Source organism: Clostridium sp. (assembly GCF_021372645.1).
In the GTDB taxonomy this organism is placed as follows: domain Bacteria; phylum Bacillota; class Clostridia; order Clostridiales; family Clostridiaceae; genus Clostridium.
This window is the reverse complement of sequence record NZ_JAJFUC010000002.1, coordinates 12,523-37,806: the sequence shown is the minus strand read 5'-3', so window position 1 is coordinate 37,806 and position 25,284 is coordinate 12,523. Positions and strand designations below refer to the sequence as shown.

Below are 25,284 nucleotides of genomic sequence, written 5' to 3'. Positions count from 1 at the left end.
TTTTTATATAATGCATGAAATATCAATTTGAAGTATAATTTTATTGAAAGTAAAAAATGATTAATATTATAGAAAAACTAAATTGTAAACTAATTATATTTTATATATGCTAGGAGGAATATGGACGTATGAAACAAAATAAAGTCACTAATTTAAAAGCTTTAGTAGAAACTAAATATTTAAGCTTATATGAAGTGGAGTATGAAAATAAAGTAGGGAACATGAGAACATGGACAGTAGCATCTAGAAAAGATAATGATACTCTTCAAAAGCAATTCTTTGAAAATAAAGAAGATACTACTGATGGGGTAATAATCGCTGCATACCACAAAGAAAAAAAGAAACTTGTTATAATAAAACAATTTAGAATTCCACTTAATGATTATGTGTACGAATTAACGGCAGGCCTTATTGATCCAGGTGAAGATGCAAAAAGCACAATCGGAAGAGAATTAATGGAAGAGACAGGACTTAAAATAGTAGATATTATTGAAAATAGAGGAACCGATAAAGTATATGTTTCGGCAGGCATGACAGATGAATCTTTAGCCTTCGTTTATTGTACTTGTGAAGGCAAAATAAGCGATGAACATCTTGAAGACGACGAATGTATTGAAGTAATATTAGTGTCTCAAAAAGAAGCAATAGAGCTTGTACAAAGCAAAAAGAAATTTGATATTAAATGCTTTTTAGTCCTTCAAAGTTTTGCATTGCTTGGAGAAAAATTATTTATTCAACAATAATAATTTAAAGGAAGACACATATTCAGTAATAGCAATTAAAAGTAAGCACATTTAAACAATAACAGATAATTATGATTGTCAGTTATTTTTTGAATGTGCTTAGTTGTTTCTAAACTAAAGAAATATACTTCCTTACATTTTAATTGAAAAGTATCAATTTGATAATTAAGCTTAGAAAAATAATAGTAAAAAGTCAAAATTAGTAGTAATATATTATTAAATGTAATATTTATAGGGGGCAATATATATGTATACAGAATCTGAACAAATAAAAAAAGCAAATGTACTGATAAATTCATTATGCATCTTTACAAATATAAAAGAGGATAATGTATTAAAAAAATACAAATCATTATTAAAATACTTGAATAAAGAAGAGATTTCTATAGAAAAAGGAATTAGTTTATATAATGATTTTGTTTATGAAATTTTAAATAAGGATAATGAAGTTTCTTTAAAAAAATACATAATTGATATGATATTTTTAGACAATAATTCTTTTACAAGTATGATTGATCGTGGAGATTTAAGCAATAAACATATTATAAAGCAAGTTAAATATGAACTTAAAGCACTTGAATACATAGCAAGTATAACATCTGAAGAACTTAAAGAAACTATAATACATAAAGGTTATGCAAAGGACTTTGAAGTAGAGGTAATAAATTCTCTTATAGACTTTGAAGTTGATTCATATGAAGATTATGATTCATATAAAGCTATAGATAAATTGAAATTAAATATTTTAAGTTGTGATAATTGGGGCAATTCTTTAGAAAACATTATAGAGTTCTATAAACAATATGGTACTGGAATATTTGGAGAATATAGAGCATTTGTTTGGGAACATGAAGAAGATAATGCATATCTAAGAGGAATAGACACACCAGACCCAGTTAAATTGAAGGATTTAGTTGGATATGAGGATCAAAAGGAAACAATAATTGATAATACAAAGCAGTTCTTAAATGGATATCCAGCTAATAATCTCTTATTATATGGTTCAAGAGGAACTGGTAAGTCTTCAACAGTTAAAGCTATCATAAATGAATATTATACTGAAGGATTAAGACTTATTGAAGTAGATAAAGATAAACTTGTTGATTTTACAAAGATAATAAGAATTCTTAAAAATAAGAATTTGAAATTTATAATATTTGTTGATGATTTAGTCTTTGAAGAAGGAGAGGCAAGCTATTCTGCATTAAAAACAATATTAGAAGGTGGAGTTGAAAACAGCTCAAGTAATATGCTAATTTATGCAACAACAAATAGAAGACATTTAGTTAAGGAAACATTTAGCGAAAGATCTGGAGATGATGTACACGCTAGTGATGCAATAGAAGAAAAATTATCTTTATCAGATAGATTTGGAATAACTGTATCATTCTACTCACCAGATCAAAAAGAATATTTGAAGATAATTGATGGAATAACTGAATCTAAAGGACTTGAAGTTGATACACAATATCTTCATGCAGAAGCACTAAAGTGGGTAAGGTGGCATAATGCACGTTCTCCAAGGACAGCAAAACAATTTATAAACTGGCTTGAAGGAAATCTAAAAAAATAAAATTAAAGAAATAGAAGGGTTATTTACCCTTCTATTTCTTTATTTAGGAGTAATGACTGGTATTACATCTTATGCTATAACTTATCAAGTTATATATCAAAATTATATACATAACTTTAAATAAAACTCTAATAATATAAAGTGAAGCCTTGTCAGATAAATTATGAGGAGATGATTTGAGTGTCAAAAAATAAAAAGGATAAACTTATTCTACAGACCGGTAGTATGTCACAATCAAAAGTTAAGTCTTATATGGAAAGAGAAGATGCTATAGATAAACCTGTGTCTAGAGGTAAAGATATTACAATTAATCACAAGCGCTAAAATTAAAATTAGGAATATCTCAAAATAGAAAGTATATAAAATAAGGCATATTTGATATACCTTAAACTACTTAACAGTTTTGAGATAATCCTATTTTTTTGTCTATACATAAAGTTTTATCTAGCAATATGTAATTAAATTAGATATAATGGTTAATTGAGCAGGGAATAAAGAAAATAGTTTAATAGGAGTAAAAAATAATTTTATAAAATATAGAGGTGGTATAATTATTATCCTAGATATTATCAGTTTATTAAAGTATATATAATTATTGATAAATGTGATAATATAAATAAATGAATAATATTTTACAATGGAAAGGATGCTAATTATGGCTATAAATAGGAGTGCACCAGAAAATTTTTATTATGATAATGCAGAAAAAACTAATAAAAATTTTATTTATAAAAATCTTAATAGAAGTAAATGTTATAACTGCAATTTTTCAAACTCAAATTTTGATTATGCAAGTTTAAGAGGAGCTCATTTTAAAAAATGTAATTTTTTTAGATGCAGTTTTAAAGGATCAGAATTTATAGGCTCAAATTTAAAAGGATGCAAATTCAAAGAAGCTAAATTTGAAGATACAATATTTGAAGGAGCAAATTTAGATGCTGTAGATTTTATTGATGCAAAATTTAAAAATACAATCTTCGTAGGTTGTGATGTAACTAAAGCTAAAAATTTAAAAGAAAATGATAAGAACATAAGGTTTTTTGATACAATGCCTGAATTTGAAATTAGTGAGAACTTAGAAAAAGTAGTATTAAATGTAATGGAAAATCCATTTGTTAAGAAATCAAGAGTTTTTGATACTAAGGATGGAAAGATAAATACATTAACACTTTTGATTTTAAGTGAAAAATTTGATGAAGAAACTTTATTAGAAGGGCTTCATTATATTAGATATGAAGTTGATAGAGAGTTTCATACGTTAAGTTATATTATTAGACTTATACAAAATATGCACATATAAAAAAAGTGCGAAGCACAATTAAAAACTTATTACCTTTAAAAAAAGCGCGTTAGCGCAACCAAGAACTTATCACATATAAAAAAAGCACGAAGTTCAACCAAAAACTTTAATATTCAAAATGATATAATTAAAACTATAACAAATTATTAATAGTTATAATGATGTATTATAGTCAAAAAAATTTATTATAAAAATAGAGCTACTTAAAATAATCATCTTATGTTGAGTTTTTTTGTGGCTTTATTTTTTATTATTTAAAAAAAGTTAGTTGCAATCTTTTGAGGTCATTTGAATATTTTATAATAATAAAATAAACTTAATTAAATTATTAATCTTAAATTTCGGAGGAAATATTTTAATGGAAAGTAATAAAATTGCAAAATTAGCCAATAAACATCATAATGAAAATAATAGTAATAAAAAATTATGTATATCAGAACAGTGGATTAAAAACAAAGTTCCTAAAAATTACAAAATATATACTCCAGAAATTATAATAAAATACAACAATTCATTTAAAACATTACTTAAACTTACTAATGATAAGACTAAAACTAAATTTATAATGTATAATAAAGTTTGCAAATGGTATGAAAATGAAGAAAGTATTAATTTTAGTATGGAAAAAATTTATATAAAAACTAAACTTGGTTCATATACTAGCGGTGGATGTGGAATTATAGCATCACTTTTTGCAGGACTCACAGCAAGTGGCATTTTTTCTTATATGGATAATTATATAAAAAGGCTTGGACCGTTTTTTTTAGAAATATATGTTATAGCAGTTTTATTCTTTGGAGTTAAAATTCTTACTAATGAAGATAAGAAGGTAGAAATGTATAATATGTTTTTGGTAGCATTAAATAACCTTGAGAATGATAAAAATGAGAAATGAGGATAATTATAATACGGATAAAACTAAGCTTTAGTGCACAATATAATCTTGTAGAAAGGAAGTGTTTATTATGAATAATGAATCTAAAACTAAATCTAATAATCTTCAAAGTTTTTCAAGTGTAAATTCTGAAAATAGTAAAAAACAAAATGACTTTAATATTAATAACAATATATATAGCAAAGAGAAAAAGAATGAGAAAAATGTAGGCTCTAACGATTGGAACTCTGTACCTCGTACTTATGATAAAGAAGAATCTATGCATGAACATGAAAAAACTGCTACAAATAATCAATGGTGTTCTACATCTAAATAAAAATTTTACTATAATATAGCTACTGCTATACACGATATTAAGTGAAGAAGGAGTGATTATTATGAGTAAAGAACATAAAGCATATTCTAATGAAAACTATAGAAATGATGGTTATTATAATTTTAAAGGTGGATATATTTCATATGATCCATCCCAATTAACAGAATATTATACAATTAAGGGATTTGAAGGGAAGATTAAAAATCCACAAATAACAAAAAGTAAATGGAGCTAGATGAATAAAAGTATAAAATAAGTATATATTATTATTAGGAGCTAAAATATTTTATGTTTCCTTCAGATAGATAAAATCATAAAGTATCAATATGAAGGAAACAATTTTCATGTTAAAATTAAATGTGATTTTATCAAATTATTAAAAGTTGACTATAATATTCAGAAGAATTATAATTTATTTATCAATGGGGAAACGGGGAATTTTTATGGTTTTTTTTGAAAAACTATCATTATTTAATATTGAACATTTTAGAAAATTATACAACAAAAATGAAAATGCTTATATTTGTGATAAAAGTTTCTTTGATATTTATGATGAAGAATCTTTTATAATGAAATATATTATAAGAAAACAAATTAAATTATTTAAAGTAAAAAATGAATATGTTGGATATATTTGGTATGAATGTCCATCAAATCAAGGTTTTAGTAATATTTATGCAATATATTTGAAAGATGAGTATATTGAATTACTTAATTCAAAAATATTATCTTTTTTTAATATTAATAACTTTAAATTTGATATGTCAGCTAATTCTAAGGCTTCTCGTATTATGAAAAAGTTAAATTTTAATGTAAATTCTAAAAATATATTGATGAAGATGAAAACAATTAACTTTAATAATAAATTTAATGAAAATAAAGTAATATTTAAACATTTTAAAGAAGGACAAGATGAAGAATTAAGATGTAAAATTCAAAATTTAGTTTTCAATGAAAAAAATAGAATTCCAATAACTGTGGGGGATATTTGTTGTGAGCAAAATGAAGAATATTATATAAAAAATTTTGGGGTTTTTATATGTAAGGACAATGGACAAGCTATGGGCTATGGTCAAATTATTTTTAATAAGGGAACTTATACAATAGTTAACCTTGGAATACTTAGTGAATATAGGAACCAAGGATATGGAGAAATGTTAGTTAAATACTTGATTGAACTTTGTTTTAAAAATTCTATACAAAATGTTTATATAAGAGTTGATAAGAATAATCATAAAGCATTATCACTATATAACAAAATTGGATTTAGGGAATATGAATCTTTTATTACTTGGTATAAAAATATAGACTAATGCTAGTCTTTTATTTGTAAGCATTATTTGTTATAATACTATGGACATTGTATTTTAAAACGGAGGAACAATAATGAATTTTGATATAAAAACATTAGATAATGAAAAGGTTACTGGAGAAAAGAAATTATTCTGTATCTCTACATTTGGTTGTCAAATGAACGAAGAAGACTCTGAAAAACTTTCAGGCATGCTTAAGAATATCGGGTATGAACGAACTGAAAATAAAGAAGAAGCATCTATAATAATATTTAATACTTGTTGTGTTAGAGAAAATGCAGAAAATAAGGTTTATGGTAATCTTGGAAGGCTAAAAAAGCAAAAAGAGAAAAATCCTGATTTAATAATTGCAATATGTGGATGTATGATGCAACAAAAAGGGAAAGCAGATGAAATGTTAAAAAGATTCCCTTATGTGGATATAATATTTGGTACACATAATTCATATAAGTTTCCTGAATACTTAAATAGAGTTAAAACTGAAGGTGTTCAAATCAAAGAAATTATGGATAAAGAAACAGAAATAGTAGAAGGACTTCCAATAGATAGAAAGAGTGATGCAAAAGCTTTTGTAACTATAATGTATGGATGTAATAATTTTTGTACATACTGTATAGTACCTTATGTTAGAGGTAGAGAAAGAAGTAGAAAACCAGAAGATATAGAAAATGAAATTAAAGAATTAGTAAATAAGGGATATAAAGAAGTAACTCTTTTAGGTCAAAATGTTAATTCTTATGGAAAGGGATTAGAAGAAGATATAACTTTTGCACAGCTTTTAAGAAAAATAAATGAAATAAAAGGACTTGAAAGAATTAGATTTATGACATCTCATCCTAAAGACTTAACTTTAGATGTTGTTTATGCTATAAGAGACTGTGATAAGGTATGTGAACAAATTCATTTGCCAGTGCAAAGTGGATCAAATAGAATTTTAAAAGAAATGAATAGACATTATACTAAAGAACAATATTTAGAATTAGCCAAGAAGATAAGAAGTGAAATTCCAGATGTAACATTTTCTACAGATATAATTGTAGGCTTTCCTGGAGAAACTGAAGAAGACTTTAATGAAACTTTAGAATTAGTTAAAGAAGTTCAATATGATGCAGCCTTTACTTATTTATATTCAAGAAGAAATTATACACCAGCTGATAAAATGGAAAATCAAATTTCAGATGAAGTTAAACATGAAAGATTTAATAGATTAGTTGAAATAGTAAATACTGGCATAGCTAAAGGCAATAAAGAAGCAGAAGGAAAGATATATGAAGTTTTAGTTGAAGGTTACAGTAAAAATAATGAGTTAAAGTTAACTGGTAGAACTAGAAATGCAAGGCTTGTAAATTTTGAAGGTGGGGAAGAACTAATAGGAACTTTAGTAAATGTAAAAATCGTTAAAGCAAATTCATTCTCGTTAATTGGAGAAGTGGTTAAATAATATTTACTATGATTTTAAAAAAATGAATCTATACGTATCATAGCTATAGATTCATTTTTTCTATATGTATAATAAATTTAGGATATTGTCATTTAATTATATCTTTAAATGAACACTTTATTGCTTTTTCAAGATCATTTGGATTCATTTCGATTTGAACTCCTATTTTGCCACCACTAAATACTATGGTATCAAATAGTAAAGCTTCTTCTTGAATAAATGTCTTAAAAACTTTTTTCATACCAAGTGGGGAACAACCACCTCTAATATAACCAGTAATCGCATTTATATCCTTAACAGGTATCATTTCTATGCTTTTTTCACTAGCTATTTTGCTAGCTTTTTTCAAATCTAATTCTTCAGCTACTGGAATTACAAAAACATAAAATTCTTTAGAGTGACCTTGAGTTACTAAAGTCTTAAAAACAGAGTCAACCTCTTTACCTATCTTATGCGCAACGGCAACCCCGTCAATTTTATTATCTTTATTTTCATAACTATGAGCAGTATATTCAATTTTGTTACTATCTAAAATCCTCATAGCATTTGTTTTAATTTCTTTTGCCATAATTCTAAATTTCCCTCCCTAAGTTTTAAAAGTTAATCAATATAATGTAATAATACATATTACATTATATCATAAAATCATACGATTATTTTTAGGATAAAATTATAAAGAGTGCTATGTATTAATTTATACTTCAAATTTAAATTTCTAGCTAAAACTTGAGTTTATTTATTACGAATTTGAGTTTTTATCAAATGTAGACTTTGTAGAACTTAAGCGCGTTCAAATTTAAAATTTTGTCACAATCGAAATTGAAAATAATATAAAATAAGTATAACTTTAACTTAGAGTGGCAGTCGATAATAAATAAATTGATAATTATTATCAATTAAAAACATTAAATATAATACTAAATGAAATTCAAATTCAAACATTTTTAGTATTTAATGCAAATCTTAGAAAAATAATTTTTAATAAAAATCACTTTATATTCTATATTTTATAAATTTAAATATAGAATCTGAAACAAAGATGATTTGAATAAATGAATAGATAATTGATTTACAATAATAAAGGTATAAAAATTATTATAAATAGCAATAAAATTACTTTAAATACTGAAAAAACACCTATAAATCATTTCGGGAAATATACATTTCCCGAAATAAATTGACTAAAAACATAATTATTGGTATAATCATATTAAATCTTATTTAAGATTTAATATGATTATAGGAATTGATAAATATGAATTATGATTTTGATATATTTAATAATAGCAAATTACCCGATTCGATGGTAGATTTTTTAACGTATTTAGAAACCATTAAAAACAAATCTGAAAATACTATTGATGCATATAAAAAAGATTTAATAATTTTTTTTAGATTTATGGTTAAATATAGAGGCCTTATAAAGGATGATAAAATAGAATTTGAGGAAATAGAAATTAATTCTATTGATGATGATTTTATAAAGTCAATCAAATTGAGAGATCTTTATGCATTTATGTCATTTGTAGAAAAATACAGAGGAAATAGTTCTTATGCAAGAGCTAGAAAGGTTGCTACATTAAAATCTTACTTTAAGTTTTTGCAAGGAAAAGCCAAAATAATAGTTGATAATCCAACCACAGAACTTGAATCTCCTAAGGTGAATAAAAGGCATCCGGTTTACCTTACGTTAAATCAAAGCTTGCATTTATTAGAATCACTAGATAAAAAAAATAAAAATTATGACCGAGACTATTGTATCTTAACTTTATTTTTAAATTGTGGAATGAGGCTCTCAGAACTATGCAATATTCAAATCAACAAATTTAAAAATGATACTTTAACTATAATAGGTAAAGGTGATAAAGAAAGAACTGTATATTTGAATGAAGCATGCCTTAAAGCTATAGATAACTATTTAAAAGTTAGAAATGATTCTAAGGCTTTGCCCCAAGATAAAAGATTTTTATTTTTATCATCTAGAAATTCTCCTATAAATCAAAGAACGGTTGAAATAATGATAAAGAAACATATAACAAATGCGGGGTTAACTGATGAGAAATATACCCCACATAAATTACGTCATACTGCTGCTACCCTTATGTATAAATATGGGGATGTAGATATAAGAAGTCTCCAAAGCATATTGGGACACGAAAATATATCAACTACTCAGATTTATACTCATGTAGATGATGATTCCTTGAGGGAAGCAGTAAAATCAAATCCTCTTTCAAAGTTATAAATTTGCACCCTCCTACTGCATTAAAAAATAATGTTTTAGTAATATTATGAAAGGTTACTAGTTTTATTTTATACTAGTAACCTTTGTATGATTTAAATAAGTTCTTAAATACATATATTATCATAATCTAAGGTATCAACGTATTTCCATACATGGTTTTAAAATGATCAATATATGCCGGCTCATTGCCTTCATACATTATAAGTGAATTGCCCTTTGTGTAAAAATAAGGCTTTCTAGTATAATTTGCATCTGTTCCACTTATAGTTAATCCATTTTGCGAAATTCTGCTTATATCTCTTTTTAAATCATTAACAGAATTGTATTCATAAACTCTAACAATATCATTTCCCATTAGATAGTCTGTTTCATTTCCACTAAAGTAGTTTTTCTTAGTATTAGTTGATTCTTTAAGTTTATATCCAGCATTTACAACGTCATCTTTGAAATTCGCTGCAGTATATCTTAAAGCATTTGCAGCAGATCCTGTAGAGTTAGTCAGATCATTATCTGTGCTGCCGGTAGCATTATTCGCTGTATTGGGATTATCAATAGCATTATTCCCTGTCTTTGAATTTGCACTACAACCAACTAATGATATTGCTACTACAATAATTGCAACTAAAATAGATTTCCGTTTCATAATAACTCACCCTTTCTTTCGAAATATATTACGATATTATTATGTGAACTATAACAAAATCTATGCACTACTTTTATAGCCTATATTATTGTTTTTTTAATTTTCTAATTCCTGGATAAATTTCTTCTGTCATTTCATCAAGATCAAAATCATTTGTTAGACCAACTTCATCTAAATATTCTATGTGTTCAAAAGCATCTTCATAATCATGGTTTTGAGAATAAGAATCATCTAATATATCTAATGATTTTCCGAATTTACTATATATATCTTTTAAATCAAGATTATCTTCAAATATTTCATGAAGTTCATCTTCATCTAAAGAAGATTTCAGATCATTTAAAAATTCTTCTTCTAATAATGCATTTTCTTCTTTTGTTTCCGCAATATCTTCTATTTTAATAGCTTTGGTATCTATACCACTTATTTCTAAACATCTTCCACAGTTGTCACAAATTTTATTTTCATAGATATCACAATAATCATCGTCTGTATATTTATATGTCATCTAAAGCACCTCATTTTTTTTATTGTAGAACTATAATTGTATCAAAAATAATTAACTAAATCAAACTTTATATTAATTTAAAAGTAAATCTTCTCCATATTGCATTAATCCTTCAAGTATTATAAGCATATTATCGAATTTACTTTCTATACCCAGATTGTCAAAGACTTTCATATTAAACATTTTATCACCTTAGGCATATGAAATAAAATAACAAATCTATGATTCGATGTACATTTTGCGTCAGGCAAGGAAGTGAGTTTCGTTCATAGCGTGCTATTAGTGGAGCTTACAGATGAAGTATCACGCAAAGTAGACTAGCATGCTGACTTGTTATTTTTTTGATTATGCCTTATCTTTCAATTATTTAAGTTGTAATAGAAAAATAGCGATTAATTATTTAGCACTTTAATATAATATCATAAATATGATACTATTTTTTTATTAATATGGAAAGAATAATATATAAATATTAAATTATAGCAGATAAGAAATAACTGAATAAGTTTATTTGTATTTTAAAATTATAAATAGACTTTTCTTTAGCTTTTTTAGTTTTAGAACATAGGTTTGCTATGTAGTATAGTATATGCTATACTAATTAGAAGAATAGTGAGGTGTTTGTAATGACAGACGTAAAAGATAAGCAATCAGAAATATATGAATTTTTAAAAACTTATACAGAAAGTAAAGGTTATCCACCTTCAGTAAGAGAAATTTGTGAAGCTGTATCTTTAAGATCAACTTCAACTGTTCATGGCCATTTAAAAAGATTAGAGAAGAAAGGCATGATCAAAAGAGATCCATCTAAACCAAGAGCTTTAGAAATAGCTGAACTTTCAGCGCCAAAGAAAGAAATGATTAATATTCCTATTATAGGCAAAATCACAGCAGGACTTCCAATACTTGCAACAGAGAACATTGAAGATACATTCCCAATACCATTAGATTATATAAAACATGATAAAGAACTTTTTATGCTTCGAGTTTCTGGTCAAAGTATGGTTAACGTAGGTATTAGAGATAATGATTTAGCTATTATAGAAAGTGCACAAAATGCAATTAATGGTGATATAGTAGTTGCTTTAATAGATGATAGTGCTACAATAAAGAGATTTTTTAAAGAAAAGGATCACATTAGGCTTCAACCTGAAAATGATACTATGGATCCAATTTTAGTAGATGATTGTAAAATATTAGGTAAGCTTGTCGGAATATTTAGATCTTTTAAATAAAAGTTTATCTATTTCGTAATTAGAATCAGGTAAATAAAAGGCTTAACAAATTAATGGACTATTTAAATTTATCAAAACCATTCTGGCGGAATTTGATAATTTAAATAGTCTATTTTAATTTATACTTCTAATGTAGCACAATAAAAAACTATACATTTTCTTAGTTGAAAAGGTTATTTCAATTCCAACACTTTACTTAATCCGATAAGTACTCCTATCTTACCATGATCAAAGTTTAATCCACCTTGGATATAAGCTATATAAGGTTCCCTTACAGGCCCATCTGCTGATAATTCAATAGTTGATCCAGAAATAAACGCACCGGCTGCCATAACAATTTCATTATCATATCCAGGCATAGCCCATGGTTCGCATACTGCAAAAGCATCTATTGGTGATCCGGCTTGTATTCCACTACAAAAGTTAATTAATTTTTTAGGATCTCCAAATTCTATTGCTTGAATTATATCTGTTCTTTTATCACTTGATGCCGGGAATACTTTAAAGCCTGCGATTTCCATTACACGAGCACAAAAGATTGCAGTTTTTACAGCTTCTATAGCTACATGAGGTGCTGAGAATAATCCTTGATAAAAGCTTCTCATCAATCCATAAGTAGCTCCATACTCGCCTCCTACACCTGGAACAGTTAATCTATTAGCGGATGCATCTACATATTCTTTTTTTCCTACAACATATCCACCACCCGGTGCAATTCCACCACCAATGTTTTTCATAAGTGAGCCAGCCATAATGTCAGCTCCAAATTCTGTTGGTTCCATAGTTTCAATAAATTCACCATAACAGTTATCTATAAATATTATTACATCACTGTGAACTTCTCTTATATGTTTAATTACTTCTGCTATTTCTGAAACTAAAAATGATTTTCTAGAAGCATAACCTGTGCTTCTTTGAATATGTACAAGCTTTATGCTATGATCGGAATTTAGAGTTTCTTTAATTTTATCAAATTGGAATTTTCCTTCATTATCTAAGTTTACTATATCGGTTTTAATTCCATATTGATCTAAGGAACCAGGATTTTTCTTTTTTGATAATCCAAGAACTCCAAGTAAAGTATCATAAGGTAGTCCTGAAGCACAAAGTATTTTATCACCTGGTTTTACATTGCCGGCAATAGCACAACCAATAGCGTGAGTACCACTGACAAAATGTGGACGAACAAGTCCAGCTTCAGTATTGAAAATTCTAGCATATACTTTGTCTAATGCATCACGTCCTAAATCATCAAGTCCATATCCAGTAGTATTAGTAAAGTGAGAATCACTTATTTTTTCTGACTGAAAGGCTCTTAGAACTTTAAGTTGATTAAATTCTCTAATTTCATCATATTCTTTAAATTGAGCTTCTGTATCAGAAATAGCCTGTCTATATATTTCAAATGTCTTTTCACTTATGTTATAGTTTTTAATTAAAAATTCTTCTGTTTTTTTTAGCATATCTAATTTTCATCCTTCCAAATGTATAAATTGTATTTTATATAAAATTTTTATCTAACTCAAAAATAAGGCATAATCAAAAAAATAACAAGTCAATATACTAATCTATTTCGTGTCATACTTCGTCAGCATGTTCACCTAATAGCCCGCTATGAGGTAAACATACTTCCTCGTCTGACGCAAAATATACATCGCATTTTGGACTTGTTATTTTCTTTCATATGCCTAAATAGGCAAAATTAATGCCTATTTACTAATTATTTTCGTATTCATTGTTTGCAAATAAAATTGGCTGAATTGGCGTTATAGTTGATATTGAATGTTTATATATAAGCATTTGTTTATTATCACATTCTAAAATAACAGTAAAATTATCAAAACCCCTTACAATACCTTTTAATTGAAATCCATTTAGCAAATGGATAGTTAATTGTATTTTTTCTTTTCTTGCATTGTTTAAAAAAATATCTTGCAAATTACTTTGTTGTTTATTAACCAAAATATAACACCTCCATAAATAACTTTACAAATACTATTATAACGCTAGTTGTTTTTTATGTCATTAATAACTTTATCTAAAATTTCATCATCACTCATTTTATCTTTATCTAAAAATACACATCGTGTATCACGTCTAAACCATGTTAATTGTCTTTTAGCGTAATTTCTTGATCCCTGCTTTATCATATCAATAGCTTCATCTAACGCAATTTTACCTTCCAAATAATATAAAATTTCTTTATACCCTATTCCTTGCATTGATTGGATGTCTGAAGTATATCCCATTTCTTTTAATCTTATACACTCTTCTAAAAGTCCTTTTTCCATCATAATATCTACTCTTTTATTGATTCTCGCATATAACTTTTCCCTATCCATAATTAAAACATAATAATATACATCATAATTGCTATTATAAAAATCTTCTCCAGCGTTATAAGAACTAAAAGGCTTCTTTGTAAGTTTAAATACTTCTAGAGCTCTAATAACTCTTTTTCTGTTGTTAGGGTGTATTTCTTCATAGCTTTTAGGATCACATTCTTTTAACATCTCATGTACATAGTCATTACCTTTTTCTATTGCTAAATTTTCTAAGCACTTTCTATAGTGTTCATCTTTTTCTGCTTCTGTAAAAGTCATATTGCAAGTTAATGAATTAATATAAAGTCCTGTTCCGCCACAGATTATTGGTAAATTTCCTTTAGATATAATCTCATTTAATGCTTTCTCACCATATTCCTTAAAATCAGCTACTGAAAATGGAATATCAGGAGTTATAGTATCAATTAGATAATGTTTGATTCCATCCATTTCATCTATTGTTACTTTTGCAGAACCGATATCCATGTATTTATAAATCTGCATAGAGTCAGCTGAAATAATTTCTCCATTTAAATTTTTTGCGAGCTTTATAGAAAGGTCCGTCTTCCCCACTGCAGTTGGACCACCAATTACTAATAATTTTTGTTTCATTATCGTATCCCTTCAAATCACTTCTCTAATATGAATTTTCAACATTAAGATTTAGTGTTTATTTATATTATTCTCCTGAATTTCTTATCAATATCCGTACTTGTAAATTTTATTATTACAGGCCTTCCGTGTGGACAGTGAAAAGGATCTTCAATATACATTAAGTCTTCAACAAGCTTTATCATTTCATTTATTTCTAACTTATCATTTCCTTTAATAGCTGATTTACATGCTTTACTAGCTATAGTGTTATGTTTAACTTCACTTGTCTTTCCATTACCTAAATTTTTAAGATTATCAAGGATATCTAAAAATAAATTTTTAGGATTTAGCTTCCCTAAAAAATATGGAACTTCTTTTAAGGATAATGAATTCCCACCAAACTCTTGTATTAAAAAGCCTGCATCTTTAAATACCTCTTTATTTTCTTCAAAATAAGAATAATCATCTATACTTAAATCAATTATACTTGGAACCATAAGAGGTTGAATTATAATATTTCCATCTTCAATTTCTTTTAAATATTTCTCAAATAGTATCTTTTCATGAGCTGCATGTTGATCAATCATATACAATGTTCCTTCATATTCGCCTAATATATAAGTCTTATTATACTGACCAATTATAGTGATTGGTGGAAACTTAGCTATCGATTTTACACTATTATTTCCTTTAAACTTTTGTAAATTATTAACAGACTTAGTGATAGCCTCATCGAATGAGGTTTTTAGTATGTTAGAACATTTGTTCGAGAATGTTACTTCATTCCTATTCTCATTTGTAATTTCTGAATTTAAATTATTAATTAACCCTATTGAATTTTTATTTTCTATATTTATTAAAGTATCTCTTTCTGTTAGTTTAAGATCTACAGGTATATCAATTATAGTCTTATTAAATTCATCATAAGTACTGTTTTTAAGGCCTAAATTATCCTCATAATCTGAATTTGAAACATATGTACTTGTAGCTTTATATTCATTTAAAGAAGAATTATCTACTTTTAAATCTTTTCCTTGCTCCATCATAGTTTTTGCTGCTGAATTTGCAAATTTAACTTTTTCTTCTTCTTCTTTTATTTTAAAGGTTATTTCTTCAAAGCTTGGAATTGTAGAACTCTCAATGTTTTCTTTCGCTTCTTTTATTGCAAAGGATTCAAACACCTCATTTTTTAAGGCGGTATGAACTGCTCCAAAAATCTTTTTAAATATCATTCTCTCATCATTAAATTTTACTTCTGCTTTAGTTGGATGAATATTAACATCTACATATTCTGGATATACTTCTATAAATAATATAAAGAAAGGAAATTTATTTACTGTTGAAAAAGATTTAAATGCTTGCTCAACAGCTATTCCTAATGATCTATTTTTTATATATCTTTTATTCACAAAAATACTTTGATTATTCCTAGAACCTCTAGCTATCTCTTCGTTGCCCACATAGCCATAAACGGTTATGAGATCAGAAGTATCATCATAATATAGCATATTATCAGTTATAGACTTTCCATATATAGTTCTTATAACATCTTTAAGATCTCCATTTCCGAAAGTGTGAAGAATTTTCTTATGATTATTGTATAATTTAAAGCTAATTTTGGGATTAGCTAAGGCAAGTCTAGTTATTATATCATTTATTAAAGAACCTTCTTTAGATACAGACTTTAAGAATTTTTTCCTGGCCGGTACATTAAAGAATAAATCACGAACTTCTATTATAGTACCTTTATTTACCCCACATTCTGTAACGCATGATGGCTTGCCACCTTCAATAGATATTTCATATCCGAATTCTTGATTTTCTTGTTTAGATTTTAAATTAACTTTAGCTACAGAGGCTATAGATGGAAGTGCTTCTCCTCGAAAGCCCAAAGTATGTATATTATAGATGTCTTCTGATTTATTAATCTTACTAGTAGCATGAGGAAGAAAAGCCTTATCTATGTCATCTTTATAAATCCCATCACCATCATCAATAATTCTTATTAGTGATGTTCCACCCTCTTCTATTTCAATTACTATGTTTTTAGAATTGGCATCTATAGAATTCTCAACTAATTCTTTAACTACTGAAGAGGGTCTTTCAACAACTTCTCCAGCTGCAATTTTATTTGCAGTATCTTGATTTAAAATATTAATTCTTTTCAAATTAAGTTCTCCTCCTTTCAGTTTTATATAAAATTTTGAATTAGTCAAATTATTTTAAAAAGTCTATTTTTCTTTCAAATGTATTATATCTAATTTACATAAGAATAACAATTTAAATTATAATTGGTGACTTCAAAAATAACTAGTAAATATAAGATAAATAATATTTTTTAATAATATGGATAAGCTAATATAGAAATCTAATTATATGAGGAGGATTAATATGAATAACAAACGTACTGATAATTCATGGAAAAAAAATACATACGATCCATCATCACGAGATTATGCTAAAGTCGTAAAGAATAAAGCAAATGAAAAAAGTCCTTATGGAGAAAATGAACCTTCACTACGTCCTAATTATAAATAGTTCATATCCTTAAGCGCTAAAAAATAACCACTCGCTTAGCGTGTGGTTATTTATTTTATCTACTACACCATCTAGTTTAGTCTCTGACCTTGGGTAAAATCCTAAATTAAATTATCTTCTTTTAGCAAATTAAATAATGTAGGATTAAGATTAAATTGATTTATTAAATTTTTAACTTCATCTAACGCCTTTTCCTTTTGATCTTTAGATATATTAGACTTTGATGCTCTAATTAATATATTTTTAGGGGAATGTGCTATATCTATAAATTCTAAAAGCTGAGTTTTATAACCTACACTTTCTAAAAGATTTGCACGAACTGAATCTGTCATAAGTGCTGCAATTCTTTCTTGTACTATTCCATACTTTGTTAATATAGATAATGATTCTGTTTTTATTTGATGATTGAATTCATGTTGGCAACAAGGAACAGAGAAAATCATTTTAGTATTCCATTTTATTGCATTATATAAAGCATAATCAGTAGCAGTATCACATGCATGTAATGTAATTACCATATCAACCTTATTATTATATTTGAAACCATTTATATCTCCAAGTTCGAAATGTAAGTTTTCATAATTATAGTGCTTTGCTATGTCATTACATTTCTTTATTACATCTTCTTTAAGATCTAAACCTATCATCTTTACGTTGATTTTCTTAATTTCTACAAAGTAATAATATAGTACGAAGGTTAAATAAGATTTTCCACATCCAAAATCCAGAATCGTTAAGTCTGTATAATCATTTTTTTTAATTTCATCATCAATTATTTCTACAAATCTGTTTATCTGCTTATATTTATCATATTTAGAATTAACAACTTTTCCTTCTTTAGTAAAGATACCTAAATCTATAAGAGGTTCAATTATCATTCCTTCTCTTAAAATATAATTCTTTTCTTTGTTATGACTTTTATTAACCATTTTTGTATTATCATTTTTTTTCTTGCTTAATAAAACCTTGCCTTTTTTAGATATTTTCACATCAAAGGTAATCGAATTTGACCAAGCTGAAATTTGTTTATAATTTGCAGCTACGTATTCAAGAACTTTATCGCCTAAGCTTTCTACATCAATATTTTCATGAAATACTTGCTTATCAGTATATTTTTCTATTTGATAATATTGTTTATTATTATTTTCTTTAAGAACAAAGGTTATTTTGTTATATTCCACATCTTTATTAATTTTATTGCTAATTACTAATTTTATAATTTCATCTTGTATAATTTCTTCTATTGCTTTTTTTATATCTTCCATATTTAACACACCTTATTTTCTATTTTAAAATTAAATGAGTATATATAATAATACCATTTATAACACTTAGTTCTGGTTATATTTGATGTTATTATTGAAATAGATATTAAATTAATTTTCTAATATTCCTTTATGAAGTAACTCCTTGAAGATGTCCCATTCTACAAATTTTCCCCCCATACTTTCTAAATGGTCTGTATGCATTTGACAATCTATAAATATAAAACCTTCACTTGCTAATTTTTCTGCTAGCTTAATCAATGCGATTTTAGATCCATTGCTTACCTTTGAAAACATACTTTCTCCAAAAAAGCATTTACCTATTTTAACTCCATACAAACCTCCAACTAGTTCATCCTTAAGATATGTCTCAACACTTATTGCATAACCATTATTATAAAGATTTATATATGCATTTTTCATATCATCGCTAATCCAAGTTCCTTCATTGTTATTTTCTCTCAGAGACTTGCAATTACTTATTACACCATTAAAATCATTATTAAAGGTTATTTTGAAATTTTCTTTTTCAATTATTTTCTTCATTGATTTAGAAATTTTAATTTCTTTAGGTATTATTATAAATCTAGGTTTAGGGCACCACCAAAGAATTGCCTCTCCATCATTATACCATGGGAATATACCGTTACAATAAGCTAAAATTAACCTTTCTAAAGATAAATCTCCGCCAATCGCCAAAAGTCCATCTTTCTCAGAAAGTTCTGGATTTGGAAAGATATTTTCTTTTGTCAATTTAAAAATAGGCATTGTCTCACTTCCTTATATTCTAACTATATTTAATAATTATTTTAACATAATATATAGAGATTTGTTATATTTTAAATAAAAGAGTAAATAAAAGAGAGGAAATATTAAATGAAACAAATGTAGACCTTGTAGACATTGGTAAAGGAGTTCTTATAAATCCTAATTGGGCAAATGATGCTAGAGAAGGTAAAGATACCAGTAAATGCTTAAGCTGCGCAAAATGTATGTGATTGGGTCAATCTAAGGCTTGCCCTGGAAAAGTTATGTTTGAGAGAAATAATAATCAAAAATAATATATCATTTAAATAGTACTTATTTTTTCTGTCCTGTTAAAAATAATCAATTGTAAGTGTTTTTTCTTACAATTGATTATCCTAATTTTATTCATTATTTAATTTTTTATATTTACTTAGACGATCTCCTGTTCAGCTACTTATTAGTGTTCTTAAAGTTTTTATTCTAGTCTTCGAATAAAATCTTTTCTATTTTATCAATGAAAAGATTATAGATTTTTTCTTCATTAAATTTTGTGGTATCTTTTATTACCCCACCAGCCATGTCTGCATGCCCGCCTCCAAATCCAATTCCCTTTAACACATCTTGAATAATAGCGGCTGCACTTGCTTCACGTTTTTCGTTCCTTATAGAAAAATTTATTACTCCATCATTTTTAGCACATAGAATTACGAAATCAATTTCCTCAAGTGACAATACAAAATCACCAAGAATTCCAAGTAAGTTTTGATCGCAGCCATCCTCGAAATAGCAAAAAGCAACTGCTGAATCAATTTTTATATTATTGAGCAAAAACTTATAGAAATTTAAATCCTTGGTTTTAATATAATTTCTAAGTATTGAATTAACTAAGGGGATATTGGCTTGTATATATAAATAATGAAAAGCATTAACATCTTCCTCTGACACACCTCTTGTAAGTTGAGCTGTGTCCATGTTTAGTCCAATCATAAGTGCAGTGGCTACGTCCTTTGGTATATTTTTTTTTAGTTGTTTGTAGTATGTATAAATGATGGTTGAGCATGCTCCGTAGCTGCTTCTTATATCAACATATCTAACCTCTTCTGGCTTATTTACATCATGATGATCTATTACTAATATTTCATCTCCATCCAAGTCCTCAACATTACTGTTTCCCTTACAACCATCTACTACAATTATTTTATCTTCATCTCTTATATCAAATTCTTCATATTTGCTAATGTTTATGTTGAGACTTTCTATCATTTTAATGAGTGAATCCCTTTGGATTTCACCCTTATATATGATATGAGTCTTTATTCCAAATCCGAACAAAAACTTACTTAATCCATATGCTGAAGCTACTGCATCATGATCTGGAAAATTATGAGTTTGTATAAAAATTCTTTTTTCATTTTTTAATTCATTAATTACATCCAAAATTCTAAACATATTAACACCATTCCTTATAACTAAATCTTTTAAAATGCTCTATCTAGTATTTCATAAAACAAACTTTTATAATCATACTACTTAGCTAAAAGACTTCAAATTTTAATATTTTTCGCAAAGTGTGAAATATCTTTTAATAGAATCTCTAAATTAGATCATTTTAAATAAGGCATTCCTATCTCCCAAAAGTATTCCTTTATAATCTTCATAAATTTTATCATGAAAGTCTTTATCACTAATTATTCCAGGATTATAAAAATGTCACAATTATAATATAGGAGGAAATATTACCTTATATATTATACTTTATTGTCACTTATTATTTCAAATCTATTTCCGCTAAAAAGTGTACACCTCTAAATAAAAATGCATATCTCTAATTTCAAATTAAAACAATCCATCAAATATCATATCAATGCTCAATTGAGTTTAAAATTATTATCTCAGTATTCTTCATTAGTTGTTGTGGTTTTTCGATAATTTAAATGTTACAAAAACATATTCCTCTGCATATATTAAAATTATGATTATTTTTTAAATAGGTGATCAACATTAAGCAAAATATAGATATAAATATAAGAGATTTGGAATTTATAGGGAGAGGTACCCAAGGTAAAGTATATCGAATAGATTCTCAAAAGTGCATAAAAGTTTTTAAAAGAAAAAAAGAATGCAAGAATGAACTAAAAACTTTATTAATGGCTCAAGGAGATGTACATTTTCCTAGACTTTATGAATCAGGTGTAAACTACATCATAAGGGAATATGTTAATGGTATTGAATTAAACGAATACTTATCAAATCAAAAATTAACTCCTGAAATCTCAAAGAAACTGATAGAACTATATGAGTCTATGGTTAATATTGGTTATTTGAGGCAAGATACAGCAATATTTCATATCTTTGTAGTGTCTTCTGGTGAACTTAAGCTTATAGATACTGCTAAGGCAATGAAAAAGAAATCATCAATTCCAAATTTACTTATTAGTGGTTTGGAGGATGTTGGATGCAAAGAAGATTTTTTTAATTTTTTAAAAAGTAATAGACCAGATTTATATATTCAATGGGTAAATTACTCCAAGAAAAAATATAAAAAAATCTGCTAAAAGCTTGATTTACTTTAACTTTAAAAAGATTTTCTGAATTATATATAACTGTTTTGGTGGTGATATAAAAAATGAGATTTATAATTTTAAGTGACTCTAAAGGAAAAGAAAATGGTATAAACCAAAAAATACTAATAAAACTTTTAAAAGAATCTTACAAATTAACACCTAATCCTGAGTGTATTGTATTATGCGGAGATAATGTTGCAGGCAGCAACATAGTAGACATATTAGCTGATCAACTTCAAAGTCTAAGAAATTTAATAGAAAAATATTATTATGGTAATCTTTTAATTCCTGTAATCGGCAACCATGAAGTCAATAACCAACCTGAAGATGATAGATATGAAAGAATCTTCAGCAGAATTTATGATGATATGCTACCTAGCATGTATCTTGATGGTTATAACAAAACCGTATTTTATGTAGACTATGAAAATGTTAGATTTATAATACTAAATGCTTTTCACTTTGAAGAAATAAACAGAATAGGGAAAAAACAGCTTTCGTGGTTTGAAGAAGCAGCTTCTGCAAATATAAAAAATAAGATTGTTTTTGTTCACTCTCCTGCTTTTCCTACTGGGGCCCATTTAGGTCATTGCCTGGACTTATATCCCAAGGATAGAAATGCTTTCTGGGAGATTGTTGAGAACTGCAATATAGATATAGTTTTCTCAGGCCATGAACATAATTATTCAAGACGAAAAATAGAGTATAAAAAAGGTATCTATCAAGTTATCACTGGTGGTAGTGGAGAAAAACTTAGAGATAAGTTTAAAGATAAGAAAGGAGTTGTAATAGCTCCTATCCCTAAATATCATTTCGTTATAGTTGATGTAATTTCAAGTGGCATTGAAGTCTCTGCCATCAGTTCTAAAGGAAAACTTCTTGATAAATTTAAAATAGATAAATTCTGATATCTGATAAATGAACTGCCACTTGTCAGTAGACATTCACAAAGGAGTTATAAATTTAAAGCCTTGCTCTAAATATGTATAAATTAAAATTACCCATGGAATCCAAATTTTAGATTACGTGGGTTTCATTTTGGAGGCGAAGCACGACCTTTAAAGTCCACTAACTTTTAGAAAAGCTTATTATAATAAAATAAAATTATAAAACACAAATATCTAATTTCTAAAACAGTCTCACCAAAGCCATCTCTAAAAAATTCTATAACTGCTTCAGTATTATTACCAATAATTCTTGAAAAAACTACAATATAATCTTTTACGTCTTGAGAATTTATTTCTTTATTTGTAACTAATGCAGTTATAATTATACCCTTAATAACTTTATTTTTCCATAAAATGCAATAATTTATTAGAAAGTTCTTCTAGATTTATCTTCATTATTTATTCTAAATTTGTTCTAACTAAAGATGCAAAAACTAAACAAATACGCAAATATCCTTAGTTCTGGGTAAAAGTTATACCCCCTAGAACAAAAATTTCCCAAAACGATCGTCTTGGGAAACATAAAACACACTTCAATATTTACTTTAAAACCATATAAACTTTGATATTAGCCCATTTCCGTTCTATTCTCGCAACACACTCCACATGTGTTGTGATAGAAAAATGATGCTAATACGCATTAATATTGATTTTGCGTAAAGATGTACCCCCTAAAATACGGGGGTTATTTAATTGACGGATATTCTAATTTTAAAAAATTTTTTTCTTTAGTCTATTGCACTCCTATTTATTATGACACCCGTTCTAAACATTCAGCATATAATAATAAATAACAAATTAGAGGAATGAACAATATGTACAATACTGATAGAACTTGCCCGTATCTAAATCGGGTTGATACACTAGGGGATGAATACTATTTTGACAAGAACGCAAGCATAAAATGGGCAGACACCTCCCCTGTCAGTTTACTTTAGTTTAATTCTTCATTTGCATATCATACATTAAAGTAAAAGGGAGTGAAAAAATGGATAAAAACTATGATTATTGTAATTGTGATGAGAACAATGAGAAAAAAGTGAAAGAATTTATTAATTCATTAGAACATCAAGGTTGCATAGTACAAGAAGGAGAATTAAGATATATTAAAATATTGTAGTGAAGGTATAGTCAATAGTGCTTTGGGTAATAATGCGGGTGCTCCATATGCTGTTGTACTTGTCCCACCTTCTCCAAATCAAGAGTTTACTATAGAATTTATAACAGAAGGACTTCCCTACAAATTACGTCCGGATGAAGCTATTGTTTTAATTGGAAAAACACCACCTAAAGCATATTACTACAGTTTCAGAAGTTTCCTTTTCTTTGTACAGAACAAAATTGGAAAAGATTATAGTGATAATCCTACCGTAGGTAATAATCAAACAGGAAAATACCATATGATATTTGGCAGCCTAGGTGATACTATTAACAACTATAATATTAATACCCAAAATACACCTGACGGGACACTAGGATATCTGTATGATAGTTCTACAATTATTATTACAACTGCTGACCAATATATTAATCACCAAGTGCGAAAGGCTTTAATTAATGCAGGATTTAGCTCTGATATCATGAATAATGATAATATACCAAAGGGACTCGTCAACATGGGACTCGAAAAAGGTAAAGACACCTTTGTTATGCTCATGAGAGCATCAATTTGGGAGAATGGGGAGATTGGGCAAGAGTATTTGGATAATTTGGATAAATATTGGCATGTGCTTCGTATTACACCTAAAAAACCAACTAAAACGAACCATCCTTGGCCAATACCTATCCTTAAAATGCGTGAAAAGGAATTAGAGAAAAAAATTTATAGAGCTACTTGTGATCAATCATGCGAAGTTATGAAACAAATACTTGAAAGTTTAGATGAAATGCTTATGAAAACGGAACTTTGAAAGGCAATATGGAAGTTCCAGTGCTCTTTCAAGAGCAAGATGGAATTTGGCTACCTATTCAAGGTAAAGATAAACCTACAGGATATACATTTTCAACTTGACCCGTTTCACATTAGCCAAGCAATTATCCGCAATGTAAAAGATATGGAACATAATATTTGTGATGTACTTGCTCAAAGAATG

General features: G+C 27.0%; 26 protein-coding genes. 16 read left to right on the top strand and 10 right to left on the bottom strand.

Going from position 1 to position 25,284, the window contains the following annotated elements:
• The first annotated feature begins 128 nt into the window (after positions 1 to 128).
• The 9 genes from LLF98_RS00260 to miaB all read left to right on the top strand — a co-directional run bounded on the left by LLF98_RS00260 (position 129) and on the right by miaB (position 7,581).
• A complete protein-coding gene (locus tag LLF98_RS00260) occupies positions 129 to 743 on the top strand; it encodes an NUDIX hydrolase (RefSeq protein WP_291699662.1) in 615 nt (204 codons plus the stop codon).
• A 247-nt stretch (positions 744 to 990) separates the two neighbouring features.
• A complete protein-coding gene (locus tag LLF98_RS00255; protein WP_291699660.1) occupies positions 991 to 2,316 on the top strand; it encodes an ATP-binding protein in 1,326 nt (441 codons plus the stop codon).
• A 180-nt stretch (positions 2,317 to 2,496) separates the two neighbouring features.
• The gene (locus tag LLF98_RS00250; protein WP_291699658.1) at positions 2,497 to 2,640 is read left to right on the top strand and encodes a hypothetical protein; all 144 of its coding nucleotides are present in this window, start codon (positions 2,497 to 2,499) and stop codon (positions 2,638 to 2,640) included.
• A 331-nt stretch (positions 2,641 to 2,971) separates the two neighbouring features.
• On the top strand, positions 2,972 to 3,616 hold the full coding sequence (locus LLF98_RS00245) for a pentapeptide repeat-containing protein (protein ID WP_291699656.1): 645 nt from the start codon (positions 2,972 to 2,974) through the stop codon (positions 3,614 to 3,616).
• A 358-nt stretch (positions 3,617 to 3,974) separates the two neighbouring features.
• Positions 3,975 to 4,511 carry a hypothetical protein gene (locus tag LLF98_RS00240; RefSeq protein ID WP_291699654.1) on the top strand — a complete coding sequence of 179 codons (537 nt, stop codon included), beginning with the start codon at positions 3,975 to 3,977 and terminating at the stop codon, positions 4,509 to 4,511.
• A 70-nt stretch (positions 4,512 to 4,581) separates the two neighbouring features.
• Complete coding sequence (locus LLF98_RS00235; protein WP_291699652.1) at positions 4,582 to 4,827, top strand: hypothetical protein; 246 nt, start codon at positions 4,582 to 4,584, stop codon at positions 4,825 to 4,827.
• Positions 4,828 to 4,888: 61 nt separating this feature from the next.
• Positions 4,889 to 5,062: a hypothetical protein gene (locus tag LLF98_RS00230; protein WP_291699650.1), complete on the top strand. Its 174-nt coding sequence runs from the start codon at positions 4,889 to 4,891 to the stop codon at positions 5,060 to 5,062.
• A gap of 208 nt (positions 5,063 to 5,270) precedes the next feature.
• On the top strand, positions 5,271 to 6,140 hold the full coding sequence (locus LLF98_RS00225; RefSeq protein WP_291699648.1) for a GNAT family N-acetyltransferase: 870 nt from the start codon (positions 5,271 to 5,273) through the stop codon (positions 6,138 to 6,140).
• Positions 6,141 to 6,213: 73 nt separating this feature from the next.
• Positions 6,214 to 7,581 (top strand): tRNA (N6-isopentenyl adenosine(37)-C2)-methylthiotransferase MiaB, encoded by a 1,368-nt coding sequence (gene miaB / locus LLF98_RS00220; protein WP_291699646.1) that lies wholly within the window; start codon positions 6,214 to 6,216, stop codon positions 7,579 to 7,581.
• An 88-nt stretch (positions 7,582 to 7,669) separates the two neighbouring features.
• Here miaB and ybaK read toward each other — a convergent pair whose 3' ends face one another.
• Positions 7,670 to 8,149 carry a Cys-tRNA(Pro) deacylase gene (gene ybaK, locus LLF98_RS00215; protein ID WP_291699644.1) on the bottom strand — a complete coding sequence of 160 codons (480 nt, stop codon included), beginning with the start codon at positions 8,147 to 8,149 and terminating at the stop codon, positions 7,670 to 7,672.
• Positions 8,150 to 8,836: 687 nt separating this feature from the next.
• On the opposite strand from ybaK, the gene LLF98_RS00210 reads away from it, so the two are divergent.
• A complete protein-coding gene (locus LLF98_RS00210) occupies positions 8,837 to 9,826 on the top strand; it encodes a tyrosine recombinase XerC (protein WP_291699642.1) in 990 nt (329 codons plus the stop codon).
• A 127-nt stretch (positions 9,827 to 9,953) separates the two neighbouring features.
• Here the strand turns inward: LLF98_RS00210 and LLF98_RS00205 are convergent, their stop codons facing one another.
• On the bottom strand, positions 9,954 to 10,469 hold the full coding sequence (locus LLF98_RS00205) for a YtxH domain-containing protein (RefSeq protein ID WP_291699640.1): 516 nt from the start codon (positions 10,467 to 10,469) through the stop codon (positions 9,954 to 9,956).
• A gap of 85 nt (positions 10,470 to 10,554) precedes the next feature.
• Positions 10,555 to 10,977 carry a hypothetical protein gene (locus LLF98_RS00200; RefSeq protein WP_291699638.1) on the bottom strand — a complete coding sequence of 141 codons (423 nt, stop codon included), beginning with the start codon at positions 10,975 to 10,977 and terminating at the stop codon, positions 10,555 to 10,557.
• Positions 10,978 to 11,603: 626 nt separating this feature from the next.
• Between LLF98_RS00200 and lexA the strand changes: the two genes are divergently transcribed.
• Positions 11,604 to 12,212 carry a transcriptional repressor LexA gene (lexA, locus tag LLF98_RS00195; RefSeq protein WP_291699636.1) on the top strand — a complete coding sequence of 203 codons (609 nt, stop codon included), beginning with the start codon at positions 11,604 to 11,606 and terminating at the stop codon, positions 12,210 to 12,212.
• A gap of 173 nt (positions 12,213 to 12,385) precedes the next feature.
• On the opposite strand, the gene LLF98_RS00190 is transcribed toward lexA, so the two are convergent.
• The 4 genes from LLF98_RS00190 to mutL form a co-directional block, all read right to left on the bottom strand.
• Complete coding sequence (locus LLF98_RS00190) at positions 12,386 to 13,675, bottom strand: methionine gamma-lyase family protein (RefSeq protein ID WP_291699634.1); 1,290 nt, start codon at positions 13,673 to 13,675, stop codon at positions 12,386 to 12,388.
• 253 nt (positions 13,676 to 13,928) lie between these two features.
• Positions 13,929 to 14,174 carry an RNA chaperone Hfq gene (gene hfq / locus LLF98_RS00185; RefSeq protein WP_291699632.1) on the bottom strand — a complete coding sequence of 82 codons (246 nt, stop codon included), beginning with the start codon at positions 14,172 to 14,174 and terminating at the stop codon, positions 13,929 to 13,931.
• A 44-nt stretch (positions 14,175 to 14,218) separates the two neighbouring features.
• Positions 14,219 to 15,148 (bottom strand): tRNA (adenosine(37)-N6)-dimethylallyltransferase MiaA, encoded by a 930-nt coding sequence (miaA, locus tag LLF98_RS00180; protein ID WP_291699630.1) that lies wholly within the window; start codon positions 15,146 to 15,148, stop codon positions 14,219 to 14,221.
• A 62-nt stretch (positions 15,149 to 15,210) separates the two neighbouring features.
• On the bottom strand, positions 15,211 to 17,298 hold the full coding sequence (gene mutL / locus LLF98_RS00175) for a DNA mismatch repair endonuclease MutL (RefSeq protein WP_291699628.1): 2,088 nt from the start codon (positions 17,296 to 17,298) through the stop codon (positions 15,211 to 15,213).
• A gap of 223 nt (positions 17,299 to 17,521) precedes the next feature.
• Here mutL and LLF98_RS00170 point away from each other — a divergent pair, with 223 nt between their 5' ends.
• Positions 17,522 to 17,668 carry a hypothetical protein gene (locus LLF98_RS00170; protein ID WP_291699626.1) on the top strand — a complete coding sequence of 49 codons (147 nt, stop codon included), beginning with the start codon at positions 17,522 to 17,524 and terminating at the stop codon, positions 17,666 to 17,668.
• 101 nt (positions 17,669 to 17,769) lie between these two features.
• Here the strand turns inward: LLF98_RS00170 and LLF98_RS00165 are convergent, their stop codons facing one another.
• The 3 genes from LLF98_RS00165 to LLF98_RS00155 form a co-directional block, all read right to left on the bottom strand.
• Positions 17,770 to 18,933: an SAM-dependent methyltransferase gene (locus LLF98_RS00165; protein WP_291699624.1), complete on the bottom strand. Its 1,164-nt coding sequence runs from the start codon at positions 18,931 to 18,933 to the stop codon at positions 17,770 to 17,772.
• 111 nt (positions 18,934 to 19,044) lie between these two features.
• Positions 19,045 to 19,701, bottom strand: a complete 657-nt coding sequence (gene aat / locus LLF98_RS00160) for a leucyl/phenylalanyl-tRNA--protein transferase (RefSeq protein WP_291699623.1) — start codon at positions 19,699 to 19,701, stop codon at positions 19,045 to 19,047.
• Between the two features lie 459 nt (positions 19,702 to 20,160).
• Positions 20,161 to 21,129, bottom strand: a complete 969-nt coding sequence (locus LLF98_RS00155) for a DHH family phosphoesterase (RefSeq protein WP_291699621.1) — start codon at positions 21,127 to 21,129, stop codon at positions 20,161 to 20,163.
• A gap of 584 nt (positions 21,130 to 21,713) precedes the next feature.
• Here LLF98_RS00155 and LLF98_RS00150 point away from each other — a divergent pair.
• The 4 genes from LLF98_RS00150 (at position 21,714) to LLF98_RS00135 (ending at position 25,101) form a co-directional block, all read left to right on the top strand.
• Positions 21,714 to 22,235, top strand: a complete 522-nt coding sequence (locus LLF98_RS00150; RefSeq protein ID WP_291699619.1) for a hypothetical protein — start codon at positions 21,714 to 21,716, stop codon at positions 22,233 to 22,235.
• A 71-nt stretch (positions 22,236 to 22,306) separates the two neighbouring features.
• Positions 22,307 to 23,152 carry a metallophosphoesterase gene (locus tag LLF98_RS00145; RefSeq protein WP_291699616.1) on the top strand — a complete coding sequence of 282 codons (846 nt, stop codon included), beginning with the start codon at positions 22,307 to 22,309 and terminating at the stop codon, positions 23,150 to 23,152.
• A gap of 1,027 nt (positions 23,153 to 24,179) precedes the next feature.
• A complete protein-coding gene (locus tag LLF98_RS00140) occupies positions 24,180 to 24,311 on the top strand; it encodes a hypothetical protein (protein WP_291699614.1) in 132 nt (43 codons plus the stop codon).
• Between the two features lie 22 nt (positions 24,312 to 24,333).
• Positions 24,334 to 25,101 (top strand): hypothetical protein, encoded by a 768-nt coding sequence (locus tag LLF98_RS00135; RefSeq protein WP_291699611.1) that lies wholly within the window; start codon positions 24,334 to 24,336, stop codon positions 25,099 to 25,101.
• Positions 25,102 to 25,284 lie beyond the last annotated feature (183 nt).

What these genes read in the sequence shown, in the direction of transcription:
- LLF98_RS00140 (WP_291699614.1), top strand. Translation starts at nt 24,180, where the DNA reads ATGGATAAAAACTATGATTATTGTAATTGTGATGAGAACAATGAGAAA.
- ybaK (WP_291699644.1), bottom strand. Translation starts at nt 8,149, where the DNA reads ATGGCAAAAGAAATTAAAACAAATGCTATGAGGATTTTAGATAGTAAC.
- miaB (WP_291699646.1), top strand. Translation starts at nt 6,214, where the DNA reads ATGAATTTTGATATAAAAACATTAGATAATGAAAAGGTTACTGGAGAA.
- LLF98_RS00210 (WP_291699642.1), top strand. Translation starts at nt 8,837, where the DNA reads ATGAATTATGATTTTGATATATTTAATAATAGCAAATTACCCGATTCG.
- LLF98_RS00200 (WP_291699638.1), bottom strand. Translation starts at nt 10,977, where the DNA reads ATGACATATAAATATACAGACGATGATTATTGTGATATCTATGAAAAT.
- aat (WP_291699623.1), bottom strand. Translation starts at nt 19,701, where the DNA reads ATGCCTATTTTTAAATTGACAAAAGAAAATATCTTTCCAAATCCAGAA.
- LLF98_RS00245 (WP_291699656.1), top strand. Translation starts at nt 2,972, where the DNA reads ATGGCTATAAATAGGAGTGCACCAGAAAATTTTTATTATGATAATGCA.
- LLF98_RS00155 (WP_291699621.1), bottom strand. Translation starts at nt 21,129, where the DNA reads ATGTTTAGAATTTTGGATGTAATTAATGAATTAAAAAATGAAAAAAGA.
- LLF98_RS00165 (WP_291699624.1), bottom strand. Translation starts at nt 18,933, where the DNA reads ATGGAAGATATAAAAAAAGCAATAGAAGAAATTATACAAGATGAAATT.
- LLF98_RS00255 (WP_291699660.1), top strand. Translation starts at nt 991, where the DNA reads ATGTATACAGAATCTGAACAAATAAAAAAAGCAAATGTACTGATAAAT.
- LLF98_RS00170 (WP_291699626.1), top strand. Translation starts at nt 17,522, where the DNA reads ATGAATAACAAACGTACTGATAATTCATGGAAAAAAAATACATACGAT.
- LLF98_RS00240 (WP_291699654.1), top strand. Translation starts at nt 3,975, where the DNA reads ATGGAAAGTAATAAAATTGCAAAATTAGCCAATAAACATCATAATGAA.
- LLF98_RS00235 (WP_291699652.1), top strand. Translation starts at nt 4,582, where the DNA reads ATGAATAATGAATCTAAAACTAAATCTAATAATCTTCAAAGTTTTTCA.
- LLF98_RS00190 (WP_291699634.1), bottom strand. Translation starts at nt 13,675, where the DNA reads ATGCTAAAAAAAACAGAAGAATTTTTAATTAAAAACTATAACATAAGT.
- LLF98_RS00225 (WP_291699648.1), top strand. Translation starts at nt 5,271, where the DNA reads ATGGTTTTTTTTGAAAAACTATCATTATTTAATATTGAACATTTTAGA.
- LLF98_RS00260 (WP_291699662.1), top strand. Translation starts at nt 129, where the DNA reads ATGAAACAAAATAAAGTCACTAATTTAAAAGCTTTAGTAGAAACTAAA.
- miaA (WP_291699630.1), bottom strand. Translation starts at nt 15,148, where the DNA reads ATGAAACAAAAATTATTAGTAATTGGTGGTCCAACTGCAGTGGGGAAG.
- LLF98_RS00145 (WP_291699616.1), top strand. Translation starts at nt 22,307, where the DNA reads ATGAGATTTATAATTTTAAGTGACTCTAAAGGAAAAGAAAATGGTATA.
- lexA (WP_291699636.1), top strand. Translation starts at nt 11,604, where the DNA reads ATGACAGACGTAAAAGATAAGCAATCAGAAATATATGAATTTTTAAAA.
- LLF98_RS00230 (WP_291699650.1), top strand. Translation starts at nt 4,889, where the DNA reads ATGAGTAAAGAACATAAAGCATATTCTAATGAAAACTATAGAAATGAT.
- LLF98_RS00205 (WP_291699640.1), bottom strand. Translation starts at nt 10,469, where the DNA reads ATGAAACGGAAATCTATTTTAGTTGCAATTATTGTAGTAGCAATATCA.